Raw genomic sequence first — 16,006 nt, forward strand, 5'->3', positions numbered from 1 at the left:
AGGTGCCGCGGCCCGGCACCTTCCGCACGGGAAGGCTCCGCCCGCCGGCCCCACCGCGTCCGCCCCACCGGTGCGCCGGACGAAACGAACGGAATGCGAACCCTGTACGCCTCTGCCACCATCACTGCATGATCACTCGGCTCAGGTCGCTCGCCGCGCGGTGGACGCTCCTCGTGCCGGTGCTCGCGGTCGTCCTCCTCGTCTTCACCTGGGGTCGCGACCTGCCCGGCGCGGTCGTCGCCCTGGTCACCGTCGTGCTGGCCGGGTCCGTGCTGGCCGCTGTGCACCATGCCGAGGTGGTCGCCCACCGGGTGGGCGAACCCTTCGGCTCCCTGGTGCTCGCCGTCGCCGTCACCATCATCGAGGTGGCGCTGATCGTCACCCTCATGGTCGACGGCGGGGACAAGAGCGCCACCCTGGCCCGCGACACGGTGTTCGCCGCCGTGATGATCACCTGCAACGGCATCGTCGGCATCTGCCTCCTGGTCGGCTCCCTGCGCCACGGCACCGCCGTGTTCAACCCCGAGGGCACCGGAGCCGCCCTGGCGACGGTCGCCACCCTGGCCACCCTCAGCCTGGTGCTGCCGACCTTCACGACCAGCAAGCCCGGACCCGAGTTCTCCACCGTGCAACTGACGTTCGCGGCCTTCTCCTCGCTGATCCTCTACGGCCTCTTCGTCGCCACCCAGACCGTCCGGCACCGCGACTACTTCCTGCCGGTCACCAAGGAGGGCGCCGTCATCACCGGAGCCGACCACGCGGCACCTCCGACCGGCCGCCGGGCCTGCATCAGCCTCGGCCTGCTCGGCCTCGCCCTCGTCGGCGTGGTCGGTCTGGCCAAGGGCGTGTCGCCCACCATCGAGGCCGGCGTGGAGGGCGCGGGGCTGCCCCCTTCGGTCGTGGGTGTGATCATCGCCCTGCTCGTGCTGCTCCCGGAGACCATCGCCGCGCTGCGCGCCGCCCGCCGCGACCGGGTGCAGACCAGCCTCAATCTCGCGCTGGGCTCCGCCATGGCCAGCATCGGGCTGACCATCCCGGCCGTCGCCCTGGCGTCGGTCTGGCTGTCCGGACCGCTCGTGCTGGGCCTCGGCTCCACGCACATGCTGCTGCTCGCGCTCACCGTGGTCGTCGCCTCGCTCACGGTGGTACCCGGCCGCGCCACCCCGCTCCAGGGCGGCGTCCACCTGGTCATCTTCGCCGCCTACCTGGAGCTGGCCCTCAATCCGTAGCCGGGGGTCCCACCGGGCCCGCGAGCCGCCCGGCGGGCCGTGATAGACCGGGTGCGAGCGGTGGCCGTCCTGCCGGCCGCCCCCGACGCACCGGAGGAAACCATCGTGCCCCGCAGTCTGGCCAGCGCCCCGATCATGATCCTCAACGGGCCCAACCTGAACCTCCTGGGCCAGCGGCAGCCCGAGATCTACGGCAAGGACACGCTCGCCGACGTGGAGGCCATGTGCGCCGGGGCGGCGGCCGCGTACGGCGGCACGGTGGACTGCCGGCAGTCCAACCACGAGGGGCAGTTGGTGGACTGGATTCACGAGGCGCGCCTCGACCACGCCGGGATCGTCATCAACCCCGGCGCCTACTCCCACACGTCGGTGGCGATCCTGGACGCGCTCAACACCTGCGACGGCCTGCCCGTGGTGGAGGTCCACATCTCCAACATCCACCAGCGCGAGTCCTTCCGGCACCACTCGTACGTCTCGCTGCGCGCCGACGGTGTGATCGCGGGCTGCGGGGTGCAGGGGTACGTGTTCGCGGTGGAGCGGATCGCCACGCTGGCGGGGCCTTCGCGGGCCGACGCTTAGGGCCTGTCCGGCGGATCAGGGGGCGGTGAAGCAGCGGTGCCGATCGTCCCAGGTGAGCGGGGTCTGGTGCGTCCAGGTGCAAGGCGGAGGAGGGAGCCGACGCGATGGGTCCCCCCCCCCCCCGCGCGAGGGCAGCCGAGCGTGGGGGAGTCGGGGAGTGACGACAACGCCGCTGGGGGTCCCCCCTGCTCGCAGAGCTTGGGGGAGGGCGTGCCAGACTCCGCGTTCGCGCCATGATCCGCCGGGCAGGCCCTAGGCGGCGCCCCGGCTCACCAGCCGCGCGCGTGCCACTCCGGCAGATGCGGGCGCTCGGCACCGAGGCTGGTGTCGTCGCCGTGGCCGGGGTAGACCCAGGTCTCGTCCGGCAGCGCGTCGAAGATCTTCGTCTCCACGTCGTGGATCAGGCTGGCGAACGCCTCGGGGTCCTGATGGGTGTTGCCGACACCGCCCGGGAAGAGGCAGTCGCCGGTGAAGACGTGCGGGTGGCCGTGCGGGTCGTCGTAGACCAGCGCGATGGAGCCCGGCGTGTGTCCGACCAGGTGGCGCGCGGTCAGCTCGACCTGGCCGACCCGGATCACGTCCCCGTCGTCGACCGGCACATCGGTGGGGACCGGGATGCCCGGGGCGTCCTCCCGGCCTGCGTAGGTACGCGCGCCAGTGGCGCCGACCACCTCGCCGAGCGCCTGCCAGTGGTCGCCGTGCTGATGGGTGGTGACGACGGACGCGATGCCGTCCTCGCCGATCATGGTGAGGAGCGTGTGCGGCTCGGCGGCCGCGTCGATCAGGAGCTGCTCGTCGGTGGCCCGGCAACGCAGCAGATAGGCGTTGTTGTTCATCGGGCCGACCGCGACCTTCGTGATCATCAGGTCCTTCAGCTCGTGCACGTCCGCCGGACCGCCGACCCTGACCTCGCCGCTGTACGTCATGACGATCAGCCTATAGCGGGGCGGGGGTTGGCGGCCCGGTGCCGTGTCACAGCGGGGGCAGTGCGGGCAGCTCGCCGCCCTTCACCTCCAGCGCGGTCCCCTCGCGGCGCCCGGCGAGCCAGCCCAGCAGGTCGGCCGGAGTGCCGGTGACGGTGACCTCGGGCTCGGGCGCCTCCTGCCCGGTGCTCCAGGTCCGCGTGCCGTCGCTCAGCAGCGTCGGGGGCACTTCGGGGTGGCCCAGGAAGCGCTGGGCCAGGAACTCGGTCTCGCGCTCGGTGAACTCGGCCGGGAGGTCCTCCAGCTCGTAGCCGGCGCCGAGGTCCACGTGGTGCAGCTCGATCTCGGCCCAGCGCCGGAACGGCAGCCGGGCCGCGACGTCGGTGATGCCGTTGCGCAGCTCCACCACGCGGTCCCAGTCGCCCGGCGCCGAGCCCGCCGCATCGAACCGGGCCGCGCTGTCGCGCACGTCGGTGAGGTGGGTATCGAGGGGGCGCGGGGCGTCCCGCTCGATGTCGGCGTCGCGGGTCTCGGCGCTCACGTACATCGGTCGGCCTTCGAGGACGTTCACGAGGGCGTCGGCATTGCGGGCGATGTGAGCAAGGACATGTCCGCGCGTCCAGCCCGGAAGCCGTGACGGCTCGGACAGCGCCGCGTTGTCCAGTGCGGCGGCCGCGCTGAGCAGCCGTTCCGTCGCTTCCTGTACACGGGCCAGGTCATGAGCGTGATCGGTCATGGGGCACGACCCTAGCGGGACCACTCCTTCGGGTGAAGGTGGCGAACATCCGCCGTAATTCGAAAGCGCGTGCTATATCGTCGAAGACGGCGTCGGGCATGCTGGATGGCTGGGGATTGTTATGCATCCGGGAATCCGACCGGCGTTGTCAGTGGCTCCCCCTAGGCTCCAAGAAGCACGGGGCCTCGGCCCCTGTCACTTCTCTGAAGAAAGGTGCGGACCGGCGTGGCCGACCGTCTCATCGTCCGTGGCGCGCGCGAGCACAACCTGAAGAATGTCTCGCTCGACCTGCCGCGTGACGCGCTCATCGTGTTCACGGGCCTGTCCGGGTCGGGCAAGTCCTCCCTGGCCTTCGACACCATCTTCGCCGAGGGCCAGCGCCGCTACGTGGAGTCGCTCTCCTCGTACGCCCGCCAGTTCCTCGGGCAGATGGACAAGCCCGACGTCGACTTCATCGAGGGCCTCTCGCCCGCGGTCTCCATCGACCAGAAGTCGACCTCGCGCAACCCCCGCTCCACGGTCGGCACCATCACCGAGGTCTACGACTACCTGCGCCTGCTCTTCGCGCGCATCGGCAAGCCGCACTGCCCCGAGTGCGGCCGGCCCATTTCGCGCCAGTCGCCGCAGGCCATCGTGGACAAGGTGCTGGAGCTGCCCGAGGGCAGCCGCTTCCAGGTCCTCTCCCCGCTCGTGCGCGAGCGCAAGGGCGAGTTCGTCGACCTCTTCTCCGACCTCCAGACCAAGGGCTACTCCCGCGCGCGGGTCGACGGCCAGACCATCCAGCTGTCCGAGCCGCCGACCCTGAAGAAGCAGGAGAAGCACACCATCGAGGTCGTCGTCGACCGCCTCACGGTGAAGGACTCCGCCAAGCGCCGCCTGACCGACTCCGTGGAGACGGCCCTCGGCCTCTCCGGCGGCATGGTCGTGCTCGACTTCGTCGACCTCCCCGAGGACGACCCCGAGCGCGAGCGCATGTTCTCGGAGCACCTGTACTGCACGTACGACGACCTGTCGTTCGAGGAGCTGGAGCCGCGCTCCTTCTCCTTCAACTCCCCCTTCGGCGCCTGCCCGGAGTGCACCGGCATCGGCACGCGGATGGAGGTCGACGCGGAGCTGATCGTCCCGGACGAGGACAAGTCGCTCGACGAGGGCGCCATCCACCCCTGGTCGCACGGCCACACCAAGGACTACTTCGGCCGGCTGATCAACGCCCTCGCGGACGCCCTCGGTTTCCGTACCGACATCCCCTTCGCCGGGCTGCCCCAGCGCGCCAAGAAGGCCCTGCTGTACGGCCACAAGACCCAGATCGAGGTCCGCTACCGCAACCGGTACGGACGCGAGCGGGTGTACACCACCCCGTTCGAGGGCGCGGTGCCCTTCGTCAAGCGGCGGCACAGCGAGGCCGAGAGCGACGCCAGCCGGGAGCGCTTCGAGGGCTACATGCGCGAGGTGCCCTGCCCCTCCTGCGAGGGCACCCGTCTGAAGCCGGTCGTCCTCGCGGTCTCCGTGATGGGGAAGTCGATCGCCGAGGTCGCCGCGATGTCGATCAGCGACTGCGCGGACTTCCTGGGCGAGCTGAAGCTGAACGCCCGCGACAAGAAGATCGCCGAGCGCGTGCTGAAGGAGGTCAACGAGCGGCTGCGCTTCCTGGTCGACGTCGGCCTGGACTACCTCTCCCTCAACCGTGCGGCCGGCACCCTGTCCGGCGGCGAGGCCCAGCGCATCCGCCTGGCCACCCAGATCGGCTCCGGCCTGGTCGGCGTGCTCTACGTGCTGGACGAGCCGTCCATCGGTCTGCACCAGCGGGACAACCACCGGCTGATCGAGACCCTGGTCCGGCTGCGCGATATGGGCAACACCCTCATCGTGGTCGAGCACGACGAGGACACGATCAAGGTCGCCGACTGGATCGTGGACATCGGTCCGGGCGCCGGTGAGCACGGCGGCAAGGTCGTCCACAGCGGTCACCTCAAGGAACTGCTCGCCAACGCCGAGTCGCAGACCGGCCAGTACCTCTCCGGGCGCAAGTCGATCCCGCTGCCGGACGTGCGCCGACCGCTCGACCCCTCCCGGCAGCTCGTGGTGCGCGGCGCGCGGGAGAACAACCTCCAGGACATCGACGTGTCCTTCCCGCTGGGCGTGTTCACGGCGGTCACCGGTGTGTCCGGCTCGGGCAAGTCGACCCTGGTCAACGACATCCTGTACACCCACCTGGCCCGCGAGCTGAACGGCGCGCGGAACGTCCCCGGCCGCCACACGCGCGTGGACGGCGACGACCAGGTGGACAAGGTCGTCCACGTCGACCAGTCGCCCATCGGCCGCACCCCGCGCTCCAACCCGGCGACGTACACCGGTGTCTTCGACCACGTCCGCAGGCTGTTCGCCGAGACCACCGAGGCGAAGGTGCGGGGCTACCAGCCCGGCCGCTTCTCCTTCAACGTCAAGGGCGGCCGCTGCGAGAACTGCTCGGGCGACGGCACGATCAAGATCGAGATGAACTTCCTCCCGGACGTGTACGTCCCGTGCGAGGTCTGCCACGGCGCCCGGTACAACCGGGAGACCCTGGAGGTCCACTACAAGGGCAAGTCCATCGCCGACGTGCTGAACATGCCGATCGAGGAGGCGACCGACTTCTTCGAGGCGGTGCCCGCCATCTCCCGGCACCTGCGCACCCTGAAGGACGTCGGCCTCGGCTACGTCCGCCTGGGCCAGTCCGCGACCACCCTGTCCGGCGGTGAGGCGCAGCGCGTCAAGCTCGCCAGCGAGCTGCAGAAGCGCTCCACCGGCCGCACGGTCTACGTCCTGGACGAGCCGACCACCGGTCTGCACTTCGAGGACATCAGCAAGCTGCTGAAGGTCCTCACCGGTCTGGTGGACAAGGGCAACACGGTCGTCGTCATCGAGCACAACCTCGATGTGATCAAGACCGCGGACTGGGTCATCGACATGGGCCCGGAGGGCGGCGCGGGCGGTGGTCTCGTGGTCGCCGAGGGCACGCCCGAGGAGGTCGCGGCGGTTCCGGCCAGCCACACCGGCAAGTTCCTGCGCGAGATCCTCGGCGCCGACCGGGTCAGCGACGCGGGCCCGGTGAAGGCCCCGCGGGCACGGAAGACCGCGAAGAAGACGGTTCCGGCCAAGGCCGACGGCACCGTCACCGCCAAGGCCTCGACGGCCAAGAAGACGGCCGCGAAGAAGGCGACGCGGGCCCCCAAGGCCTGACAGCGCCCCTTCGTACGAGCGGCGCCTCGCGGGACTCACCCCGCGAGGCGCCGCTCGCCGTTTCAGCCGGTCACAGCGGGCCCAACTCGGTCGCGTAGGGCGGCTCCGCGCCGGCCCGTGAGCAGGTGACCGCCGCCGCGCGCGCGGCGAAGCCGAGCAGTCGCCGCCAGGTGTCCGGGCCCAGCCCGGCGAGCGCCGGCGCGGACAGCGCGTCCAGGGTGGACAGGCCGTGCAGCAGGGCCGCGTTCACGGTGTCCCCGGCCCCGATGGTGTCCACGACGTCGACCTTCTCACCGGGCACCCGGTGCTCCGCGCCGTCGGCGGTGTAGACGGTGAGGCCGTCACCGCCCCGCGTGACGACCACGGCCGACGGTCCCGCGGCCAGCCACTCGCGCGGGGTGCCGCCCAGCCACTGGGCGTCCTCCTCGGACAGCTTCAGCAGCGTCACCGAGGGCAGCCAGCCCCGGAAGCGCTCGCGGTAGGCGTCCGCGTCCGGGATCAGGCCCGCCCGGATGTTGGGGTCGAGCGCGGTGAACAGGCCCTGGCCGGCGGCCGACCGCATCAGCTCCTCGTAGGCGCTCGCCCCCGGTTCCAGGGCGAGCGAGCAGGTGCCGAAGGACACCGCGCGGGTGCCCTCGGGCAGGGCGGCCGGGGTGGTGAAGAGGCGGTCGGCGGTGCCCTCGACGTAGAAGGAGTAGGCCGCCGAGCCGCCGGAGTCGATGGTGGCGACGGCGAGCGTGGTCGGCTCGGGGCCGCGCTGCACCGCGGAGACGTCCACCCCGGCCCGCCGCAGCCCGTCGAGCAGGGCCTCGCCGAAGGCGTCGTGCGAGGCGCGGGAGGCGAAGGCGGTCTGCGAGCCCAGCCGGCCGAGGGCCACAGCGGTGTTGAACGGGCCGCCGCCGAGCGCCGGTTGGAGGCCCGCCAGGGCGCCACGGCCCTGCGGTACAAGGTCGATCAGTGCCTCACCGGCGACGACGATCACGGGGTGGTTCCCTTCTCGGACTGCGAGGTCGATTCCAAGCTGCTGCCGGTCTCCGCCGGCCAGGGCTCCGGGCAGCCGCAGGAGGCGCGGTGGACGAAAGCGCAGGGCAGCCGCACCGTCCTCGTCTCCCGGTCCGGCGCCGCCAGGCGGTCCAGCAGCACCTGGACGGCCCGGGCGCCCATCTCCCGGCTGGGCTGGGCGATCGCGGTGAGCCGGGGTGCGAACAGGTCGGCCCAGGCGAAGTCGTCGAAGCAGGCGAGGGCGATGTCGCCGGGCACGCTCAGACCCCGCTCCCGCAGAGCGCGCAGGGCGCCGATCGTCATCGCGTTGTTGGCGGTGACCAGCGCCGTCGGCGCAGCGGGCAGGGCGAGCAGCGCGGCCGTGGCCCGCTCGGCACCCGTGGCTTCGGAGCTGCCGGACACCACGAGTTCGTCGTCGGCGTCGAGCCCCGCCGCCGCGAGCCCCTGCCGGTACCCCGTGACGCGCTCGCTGGTGGTGCTGAGCCCCGGCAGCCCGGCGACCAGACCGATCCGCCGGTGTCCCAGGGAGGCGAGGTGGGTGACCAGCTCCGCCATGGGCCCGGAGTTCTCGGCGCAGACCTGATCGAACGGTCCCTGCCCGGGACTGGCCGGCTCCAGCACCCGGTCCAGCAGCACCGTCGGCACGGCCTGGCGCCGGAGGTACGCCACGAGGTCGCCCGGCTCGGCGGAGGGCGCGACGATCATGCCGTCCACCCGGCGCCCGTGCAGCAGTTGGACCACCTTCAGCTCGTGCTCGGGGTCGTCGTGCGGGTCCGCGATGAGCAGGCTGTAACCCGCCTCCAGCGCGGCCGCCTCCACGCCCTGGAGGATCTCGGTGAAGTACGGGTTGCTGATCGCCGACACCGCGAGCCCGATGGAGCGGGTCCGGGAGGTCACCAGGGAGCGGGCGAGGGAGTTGGGCGTGTAGCCAAGGGACTCGACGGCGTCCAGCACGGCCTGGCGGGTGTGGGGGAGCACCGGGCGCGTGCCGTTCAGGACATGGGAGACGGTCGCCACGGAGACACCGGCGCTCCGGGCCACGTCGGCCATGGTGGACATCGCGCTCCCCCTCCCACGAGATCCCCGAACGCGGTCCCGGCCGTCGGCCGGAGCGCGGCGGGCGGGTGCGGGCCACGGCGCGCGCCGTTGGTCCCACGGGCGGGAAGGTATCCCATTCGCCACCGGTGCGTAAACGCTTGCGCAAGCGTTTACGCGGACGTCCTGGTCCGGAGACGCCCTACGCCGCGTGCGCCCGCCCCCGCCCGGAAACTGTCCCCCATGCCCGGATAAGGTCGTCCTGCACATCCCCTGACCTGTGGAGAGACCGATGCCCGCCCGATCGTCCGCGAGCCGCCGTACCGTCCTCAGAGGAGCCGCCGTGGCGCCGGTCGCCGGGCTCGGGCTGGCCGCCTGCGCCGCTCCGCAGGACGGCAAGGGCGCCTCGGCGGTCACCTCCTCCGTGGACCTCGGGGCGGAGGGCGAGGTGGCCAAGGGCGCCGCGAAGCTCTACCGCGACCACAACGTGGTGGTCAGCCGGGACGCCCAAGGTGGCCTGAAGGCGTACAGCCTGGTGTGCACGCACGCCGGGTGCGTGATCAACAAGCTGCGCGGCACCACCCTGGTCTGCCCCTGCCACGGCAGCGAGTTCGACGCCGTCACCGGCAAGGTGGTGCAGGCGCCGGCGACCGAGCCGCTGAGCGAATTGCCGGTGAAGGTGGCGGACGGCCGGATCGTCGCGGGGCCGGCCGCCTGACGCCGCCGGTCGTCCCTGCTCAGGGCGTCTGAAAAAGGATCACTCCCACTCCCAGGCGATCCCCACCGTCCCCGGCCGCACCCGTGGCTCCACGACATGGACGCTGCGGTGCGGCTCGCTGACCGCCAGCTCCTGCCGTCCCGCGCGCGGCGCGGCGGGGGAGAACTGGGTGAAGCGGTGACAGCGGGCCGGGAGCGCGGACGCGTCGAACCGCACCTGGAGCGCGTACTGCCCGCCCGGTGAGCCGAAGCGGTGGACGTACTCGTGCGATGCCCCGGCGGTGCCGTCGGTGATGCCGTACCGGAAGAGGAAGGTGTCGCCGGAGCGCAGCCGGGTGCCGAAGAGCAGCTCGGCCACCAGGACACCGGTCTCCCGGTCCAGCCGGACGCGGCCGGTGCGGCAGTTCTCCAGCGCGTGCACGGCCATGTCGTCCGGACGGCAGCCGGGGTCGCCGTGGTGGACGGCGACGAAGCGGTCCACGCCGTCGCGGTGGGCGCGCACGATGTGCTCGGACTCCCGGCCCGCGAGTTCGCGCCGCCCCCCGATGCGGACGCGTTCGTGGTGGCCGAGGGTCTGCATGCCGCCGTCCGGTGTCCAGTCCAGCTCCGCCCGGAGCCGGTCCAGTGTGTCGGACGCCTCGACCAGCGAGCGGTAGGAGCGGGGCGCCGGGCGGTCGCCGTCGGCCGTCTCCGGCGCCTCGGCGAGCAGCCTGATCAGGGATTCCTCGGGGAGCCGGAGGATCTCCTCCAGCGCGCGCACGGCGCGCAGCGACTCCGGGCGCTGGGGACGGCGGGCGCCCTGCTGCCAGTAGCTGAGGCTGGTCACGCCGACCTTCACCCCGTGGCGCGTCAGATGGTGCTGCACCCGCTGGAGCGGCAGCCCGCGGGCGGCTATCGCGGCGCGCAGCGCCACATGGAACGGGCCGCCCCGCAGGGCCGTCTCCAGCTCGGCGGAGGCGAGGTCCGGGTGCTCTGTGACATGTGGCATGCACAGAAGCCTTTCTGTGAGGTGTCACCACGGCTGGTCAGACCGCGGTGCGGGGTCGTGGGCCCCCCCGTGGGCCCCCGGGGGCGCGCTCGCGGGCGGGCACGCCGTTCGCGTGCGCCGAGTGCGCGGCCCCGAGTTCCCCCGCATTGAAGCGTGTTGACCAGACCCCGACAACACCCTGGGTCACGTCATGGCCTGGATCGTGACGCCCCGGCGCCGCCTCCGGCCCGGTTGTCCACAGACCGGTCCGGTGCCTCCGCGACCGTTGTCCACAGGCCCGGCGCGGTGTCCCTGCTCGCCAGTAGGGTGTGAGTCATGGCCGACCCCTCCAGCTACCGCCCCAGGCCGGGCGAGATCCCCGACTCTCCGGGGGTGTACAGGTTCCGTGACGAGCACCGCCGGGTGATCTACGTCGGAAAGGCGAAGAGCCTGCGCCAGCGCCTGGCGAACTACTTCCAGGACCTGGCGAACCTGCACCCCCGCACCCGCTCCATGGTCACCACCGCCGCGTCCGTGGAGTGGACCGTGGTGTCCACGGAGGTCGAGGCGCTGCAGCTGGAGTACTCCTGGATCAAGGAGTACGACCCCCGGTTCAACGTCAAGTACCGCGACGACAAGAGCTACCCGTACCTCGCCGTCACGATGAACGAGGAGTTCCCGCGCGTCCAGGTGATGCGCGGTCACAAGAAGAAGGGCGTCAGGTACTTCGGCCCGTACGCCCACGCGTGGGCGATCCGGGACACCGTCGACCTGCTGCTGCGGGTCTTCCCGGTGCGCACCTGCTCGGCCGGTGTCTTCAAGAACGCCGAGCGCACCGGCCGTCCCTGCCTGCTCGGGTACATCGGCAAGTGCTCCGCGCCCTGCGTCGGCCGGATCACGCCGGAGGACCACTACGAGCTGGCCGAGGAGTTCTGCGACTTCATGGCGGGCCGCACCGGCACCTACCTCCGCCGCCTGGAGAAGCAGATGGCCGAGGCGTCCGACGAGATGGAGTACGAGCGGGCCGCCCGCCTGCGTGACGACGTCGGCGCGCTGAAGAAGGCCATGGAGAAGAACGCGGTCGTGCTCGCCGACGCGACCGACGCGGACCTCATCGCCGTCGCCGAGGACGAACTGGAGGCCGCCGTCCAGATCTTCCACGTGCGCGGCGGCCGGGTGCGCGGCCAGCGCGGCTGGGTCACCGACAAGGTCGAGGAGATCACCACCGGCGCTCTCGTCGAGCACGCCCTCCAGCAGCTCTACGGCGAGGAGACCGGGGACTCCGTGCCCAAGGAGGTGCTGGTCCCGGCGCTGCCCGACCCGGTGGAGCCGGTTCAGGAGTGGCTGACCGTCCGGCGCGGGGCCAACGTCTCGCTGCGCATCCCGCAGCGTGGCGACAAGAAGGCGCTGATGGAGACCGTCCAGCGCAACGCCCAGCAGGCGCTGGTGCTGCACAAGACCAAGCGCGCCTCCGACCTCACCACCCGCTCGCGCGCGCTGGAGGAGATCGCCGATGCCCTGGACCTCGACAGCGCCCCGCTGCGGATCGAGTGCTACGACATCTCCCACCTCCAGGGCGACGACGTGGTGGCCTCCATGGTCGTCTTCGAGGACGGCCTCCAGCGCAAGAACGAGTACCGCCGCTTCCAGATCAAGGGCTTCGCCGGCCAGGACGACGTCCGCTCCATGCACGAGGTGATCACCCGCCGCTTCCGCCGTTACCTGGCGGAGAAGGAGAAGTCCGGCGAGTGGGCGGGCGCCGAGGACACCCAGGTGAACGGCTCGTCGGCCGGTGCCCCCCTGACGGGCGAGGACGACGGCGTCATCGGCGGCCCCAAGGACGACGACGGCCGCCCCAGGAAGTTCGCCTACCCGCCCCAGCTCGTCGTGGTCGACGGCGGCCGCCCGCAGGTCGCCGCCGCCCGGCGCGCGCTGGACGAGCTCGGCATCGACGACATCGCCGTGTGCGGCCTCGCCAAGCGCCTGGAGGAGGTCTGGGTGCCCGGCGAGGAGGACCCCGTGGTGCTGCCCCGCAGCAGCGAGGGCCTCTACCTCCTCCAGCGGGTGCGTGACGAGGCCCACCGCTTCGCCATCACCTACCAGCGCGCCAAACGCGCCAAGCGGTTGCGCAGCGGCCCGCTGGACGAGGTGCCCGGCCTCGGCGAGACCCGCAAGCAGGCCCTCATCAAGCACTTCGGATCGGTCAAGCGGCTGCGCGCCGCCACCATCGAGCAGATCCAGGAAGTACCCGGCATAGGCCGGAAGACGGCCGAGACCATCGCGGTGGCACTCGCCCGTTCGGCCCCGGCCGCACCCGCCGTGAACACGGCGACCGGAGAGATCATTGACGAAGAGGAACCCGACACGACGGGCGGTTCCTCCGGAGAGTCCGTGAGCGCGGGCCTCCCGGACGACCGACGGGGGCAGGAGACATGACGGAGCACGAGGCACGGCCCACGGCCGAGCGGGACCGCGCACACGCGGCGACGGACGACAGCCCGCCAGGGGCGGCGGAACAGGACAACGGAGCACAGGTGAGTCAGGACGTAACGCCGGCAGCGGCCAACGATGCGCCCATCCCCGAGCTGGTGATCATCTCCGGCATGTCCGGAGCCGGCCGCTCGACGGCCGCGAAGTGCCTGGAGGACCTCGGCTGGTTCGTCGTCGACAACCTGCCGCCCGCCCTGATCCCCACCATGGTGGAGCTGGGCGCCCGCTCGCAGGGGAACGTGGCGCGGATCGCGGTCGTGGTGGACGTGCGCGGCCGCCGCTTCTTCGACAACCTCCGTGAGTCCCTCGCCGACCTCGACAGCCGGGGCGTCACCCGGCGCATCGTCTTCCTGGAGTCCTCCGAGGACGCCCTGGTGCGCCGCTTCGAGTCGGTGCGCCGCCCGCACCCCCTCCAGGGCGACGGCCGCATCGTGGACGGCATCGCCGCCGAGCGGGAGCTGCTGCGCGAGCTGCGCGGCGACGCCGACCTGGTCATCGACACCTCCAGCCTCAACGTGCACGAGCTGCGCGCCAAGATGGACGCCCAGTTCGCGGGCGAGGAGGAGCCCGAGCTGCGGGCCACCGTGATGTCCTTCGGCTTCAAGTACGGCCTCCCGGTCGACGCCGACCTGGTCGCGGACATGCGGTTCCTGCCCAACCCGCACTGGGTCCCGGAGCTGCGCCCCTTCACCGGGGTCAACGAGGAGGTCGCCTCCTACGTCTTCAACCAGCCCGGCGCCAAGGAGTTCCTCGACCGGTACGCCGAGCTGCTCCGGCTGATCGCGGCCGGCTACCGCCGCGAGGGCAAGCGGTACGTGACCATCGCCATCGGCTGCACCGGCGGCAAGCACCGCTCGGTCGCCATGTCGGAGAAGCTCGCGGCGCGCCTCGCGGCGGAGGGCGTGGAGACGGTGGTCGTGCACCGGGACATGGGACGCGAATGACCGACCGTGCACGGCGGCTGCGCGGCCTGCGCCGCGTGGTCCCCGAGGGGCGCCTCGGCCGCGCGGAGGCCCGCGCGGCCCGCCCCGTAGAGGTGCGGGGCGCGCGGCCCCGCAGACGCGGCGCCCAGCCCAAGGTGGTCGCGCTCGGCGGCGGCATGGGCCTGTCCGCCTCGCTCGCCGCGCTGCGCCGGATCACCGGTGATCTCACCGCCGTCGTCACCGTCGCCGACGACGGCGGCTCCAGCGGACGCCTCCGTGACGAGCTGGGCGTGCTGCCGCCCGGTGACCTCCGCAAGGCGCTGGCCGCGCTGTGCGGGGACGACGAGTGGGGCCAGACCTGGGCCCGGGTCATCCAGCACCGCTTCCAGTCCCAGGGCGACCTGCACGACCACGCGGTCGGCAATGTGCTCATCGTCGCCCTGTGGGAGCAGCTCGGCGACCATGTGATGGCGCTCGACCTGGTCGGCAGGCTGCTCGGTGCGCACGGCCGGGTGCTGCCCATGTCGGCGGTGCCGCTGGAGCTGCAGGCCCTGGTCAAGGGACACGACCCGGACCGGCCGGACGACGTGGACACCGTGCGGGGACAGGCGACGGTCGCGCTGACGCCGGGCGAGGTGCAGTCGGTGCACCTGGTGCCCTCCGACCCGCCCGCCGTCCCTGAGGCGGTGGAAGCGGTGCTCGACGCGGACTGGGTGGTGCTCGGGCCGGGCTCCTGGTTCTCCTCCGTCATCCCGCACCTCCTCGTGCCCGAACTGCTCGACGCGCTCACCCAGACCAAGGCGCGCCGGGTCCTCCCGCTGAACCTCGCCCCGCAACCCGGCGAAACCGAGGGCTTCTCACCGCAGCGTCATTTGGAGGTTTTGGGGCGACACGCCCCTAAACTCGCCCTGGACGTGGTGCTGGCCGACGAGGCGGCCGTGCCCGACCGCGATTCGCTCGCCGAGGCCGCCAAGCGGCTGGGAGCCGCGGTCGAGCTGGCGCCGGTGGCCCGGACCGACGGAACTCCCCGGCACGATCCGGAGCTGCTGGCCGCCGCGTACGACCGTATTTTTCGGATGCATGGAAGGATCGGCCCATGGCGATGACGGCAGCGGTGAAGGATGAGATCTCCCGGCTTCCCGTCACCCGGACCTGCTGCAGGAAGGCGGAGGTCTCCGCCATTCTGCGGTTCGCCGGCGGCCTCCACCTGGTGAGCGGGCGCATTGTGATCGAGGCGGAACTGGACACCGCGATGGCGGCCCGGCGCCTCAAGCGGGACATCCTGGAGATCTTCGGCCACAGCTCCGAGCTGATCGTGATGGCGCCCGGCGGCCTGCGGCGCGGCTCCCGCTATGTGGTGCGGGTCGTGGCGGGCGGTGACCAGCTGGCCCGGCAGACCGGGCTCGTGGACGGCCGGGGTCGCCCGATCCGGGGCCTGCCCCCGCAGGTCGTCTCCGGCGCCACCTGTGACGCCGAGGCCGCCTGGCGCGGCGCCTTCCTGGCGCACGGTTCGCTCACCGAGCCCGGCCGGTCCTCCTCGCTGGAGGTCACCTGCCCCGGCCCCGAGGCCGCGCTCGCGCTGGTCGGCGCGGCCCGCAGGCTGTCGATCGCCGCGAAGGCCCGCGAGGTGCGTGGCGTGGACCGGGTCGTGGTCCGCGACGGCGACGCCATCGGCGCCCTGCTCACCCGGCTCGGCGCGCACGAGTCGGTGCTGGCCTGGGAGGAGCGCCGGATGCGGCGCGAGGTCCGCGCGACCGCCAACCGGCTCGCCAACTTCGACGACGCCAACCTGCGCCGTTCGGCGCGGGCCGCCGTCGCCGCCGGGGCGCGGGTCCAGCGGGCGCTGGAGATCCTGGGCGAGGAGGTGCCCGAGCACCTCGCCGCCGCGGGTCGGCTGCGCATGGAGCACAAGCAGGCGTCCCTGGAGGAGCTGGGTGCGCTGGCCGACCCGCCGCTGACCAAGGACGCGGTGGCCGGCCGTATCCGCCGACTGCTGGCGATGGCCGACAAGCGCGCCTCCGACCTCGGTATCCCGAGCACCGAGGCCAACCTCTCCGAGGAGCTGGCGGACAACCTGGCGGGCTGATCGCCGAGGCGTCGAAGCAGGAAAACGCCGTCCAGACGCCGGTGCCGCCGCCCGTTCGGGTGGTCGGCACCGGCGTTTCGCGTGTCCTTGGGGCCCTCTT

Annotated in this window: 13 protein-coding genes; 8 read left to right on the plus strand and 5 right to left on the minus strand. The window is 72.1% G+C overall.

All coding sequences use genetic code 11. The annotated features are described in order from the left end of the window. Nucleotides 1-128 precede the first annotated feature (128 nt). The gene (locus tag E5082_RS07995; protein ID WP_135790555.1) at nt 129-1,229 is read left to right on the plus strand and encodes a calcium:cation antiporter; all 1,101 of its coding nucleotides are present in this window, start codon (nt 129-131) and stop codon (nt 1,227-1,229) included. Between the two features lie 105 nt (nt 1,230-1,334). Continuing rightward, complete coding sequence (aroQ, locus tag E5082_RS08000) at nt 1,335-1,808, plus strand: type II 3-dehydroquinate dehydratase (protein ID WP_135790556.1); 474 nt, start codon at nt 1,335-1,337, stop codon at nt 1,806-1,808. A gap of 269 nt (nt 1,809-2,077) precedes the next feature. Here the strand turns inward: aroQ and E5082_RS08005 are convergent, their stop codons facing one another. Then, nucleotides 2,078-2,734, minus strand: coding sequence for an MBL fold metallo-hydrolase (locus tag E5082_RS08005; protein WP_135790557.1), 657 nt, complete (start codon nt 2,732-2,734; stop codon nt 2,078-2,080). Between the two features lie 46 nt (nt 2,735-2,780). After that, a complete protein-coding gene (locus E5082_RS08010; RefSeq protein ID WP_135790558.1) occupies nt 2,781-3,467 on the minus strand; it encodes a maleylpyruvate isomerase family mycothiol-dependent enzyme in 687 nt (228 codons plus the stop codon). Nucleotides 3,468-3,692: 225 nt separating this feature from the next. On the opposite strand from E5082_RS08010, the gene uvrA reads away from it, so the two are divergent. After that, entirely contained in the window at nt 3,693-6,686 is a 2,994-nt protein-coding gene (gene uvrA, locus E5082_RS08015; RefSeq protein ID WP_135790559.1) for an excinuclease ABC subunit UvrA, read from the plus strand. A 70-nt stretch (nt 6,687-6,756) separates the two neighbouring features. Here the strand turns inward: uvrA and E5082_RS08020 are convergent, their stop codons facing one another. Both E5082_RS08020 and E5082_RS08025 read right to left on the minus strand, forming a co-directional pair. Then, nucleotides 6,757-7,668 carry a carbohydrate kinase family protein gene (locus E5082_RS08020; protein WP_135790560.1) on the minus strand — a complete coding sequence of 304 codons (912 nt, stop codon included), beginning with the start codon at nt 7,666-7,668 and terminating at the stop codon, nt 6,757-6,759. Continuing rightward, nucleotides 7,665-8,747, minus strand: a complete 1,083-nt coding sequence (locus E5082_RS08025; protein ID WP_135790561.1) for a LacI family DNA-binding transcriptional regulator — start codon at nt 8,745-8,747, stop codon at nt 7,665-7,667. Before E5082_RS08025 ends, E5082_RS08020 begins: the two co-directional genes overlap by 4 nt. 268 nt (nt 8,748-9,015) lie before the next feature. Between E5082_RS08025 and E5082_RS08030 the strand changes: the two genes are divergently transcribed. Next, nucleotides 9,016-9,441 carry a Rieske (2Fe-2S) protein gene (locus E5082_RS08030; protein ID WP_135790562.1) on the plus strand — a complete coding sequence of 142 codons (426 nt, stop codon included), beginning with the start codon at nt 9,016-9,018 and terminating at the stop codon, nt 9,439-9,441. A 39-nt stretch (nt 9,442-9,480) separates the two neighbouring features. Here E5082_RS08030 and E5082_RS08035 read toward each other — a convergent pair whose 3' ends face one another. Then, the gene (locus tag E5082_RS08035; RefSeq protein ID WP_135790563.1) at nt 9,481-10,428 is read right to left on the minus strand and encodes a hypothetical protein; all 948 of its coding nucleotides are present in this window, start codon (nt 10,426-10,428) and stop codon (nt 9,481-9,483) included. 315 nt (nt 10,429-10,743) lie between these two features. Between E5082_RS08035 and uvrC the strand changes: the two genes are divergently transcribed. The 4 genes from uvrC to whiA are packed head-to-tail and all read left to right on the plus strand — an operon-like array spanning nt 10,744 to nt 15,906. Further along, nucleotides 10,744-12,843 (plus strand): excinuclease ABC subunit UvrC, encoded by a 2,100-nt coding sequence (uvrC, locus tag E5082_RS08040; protein WP_135790564.1) that lies wholly within the window; start codon nt 10,744-10,746, stop codon nt 12,841-12,843. Further along, nucleotides 12,840-13,841 carry an RNase adapter RapZ gene (gene rapZ / locus E5082_RS08045; protein ID WP_031182822.1) on the plus strand — a complete coding sequence of 334 codons (1,002 nt, stop codon included), beginning with the start codon at nt 12,840-12,842 and terminating at the stop codon, nt 13,839-13,841. Before uvrC ends, rapZ begins: the two co-directional genes overlap by 4 nt. Next, on the plus strand, nt 13,838-14,926 hold the full coding sequence (locus E5082_RS08050; RefSeq protein ID WP_135790565.1) for a gluconeogenesis factor YvcK family protein: 1,089 nt from the start codon (nt 13,838-13,840) through the stop codon (nt 14,924-14,926). The genes rapZ and E5082_RS08050 overlap by 4 nt, the downstream gene beginning before the upstream one ends. Then, complete coding sequence (gene whiA, locus E5082_RS08055; protein ID WP_030809753.1) at nt 14,917-15,906, plus strand: DNA-binding protein WhiA; 990 nt, start codon at nt 14,917-14,919, stop codon at nt 15,904-15,906. Before E5082_RS08050 ends, whiA begins: the two co-directional genes overlap by 10 nt. Nucleotides 15,907-16,006 lie beyond the last annotated feature (100 nt).

The sequence above is a fragment of the Streptomyces griseoluteus genome (assembly GCF_004784465.1).
Taxonomy (GTDB): domain Bacteria; phylum Actinomycetota; class Actinomycetes; order Streptomycetales; family Streptomycetaceae; genus Streptomyces; species Streptomyces griseoluteus.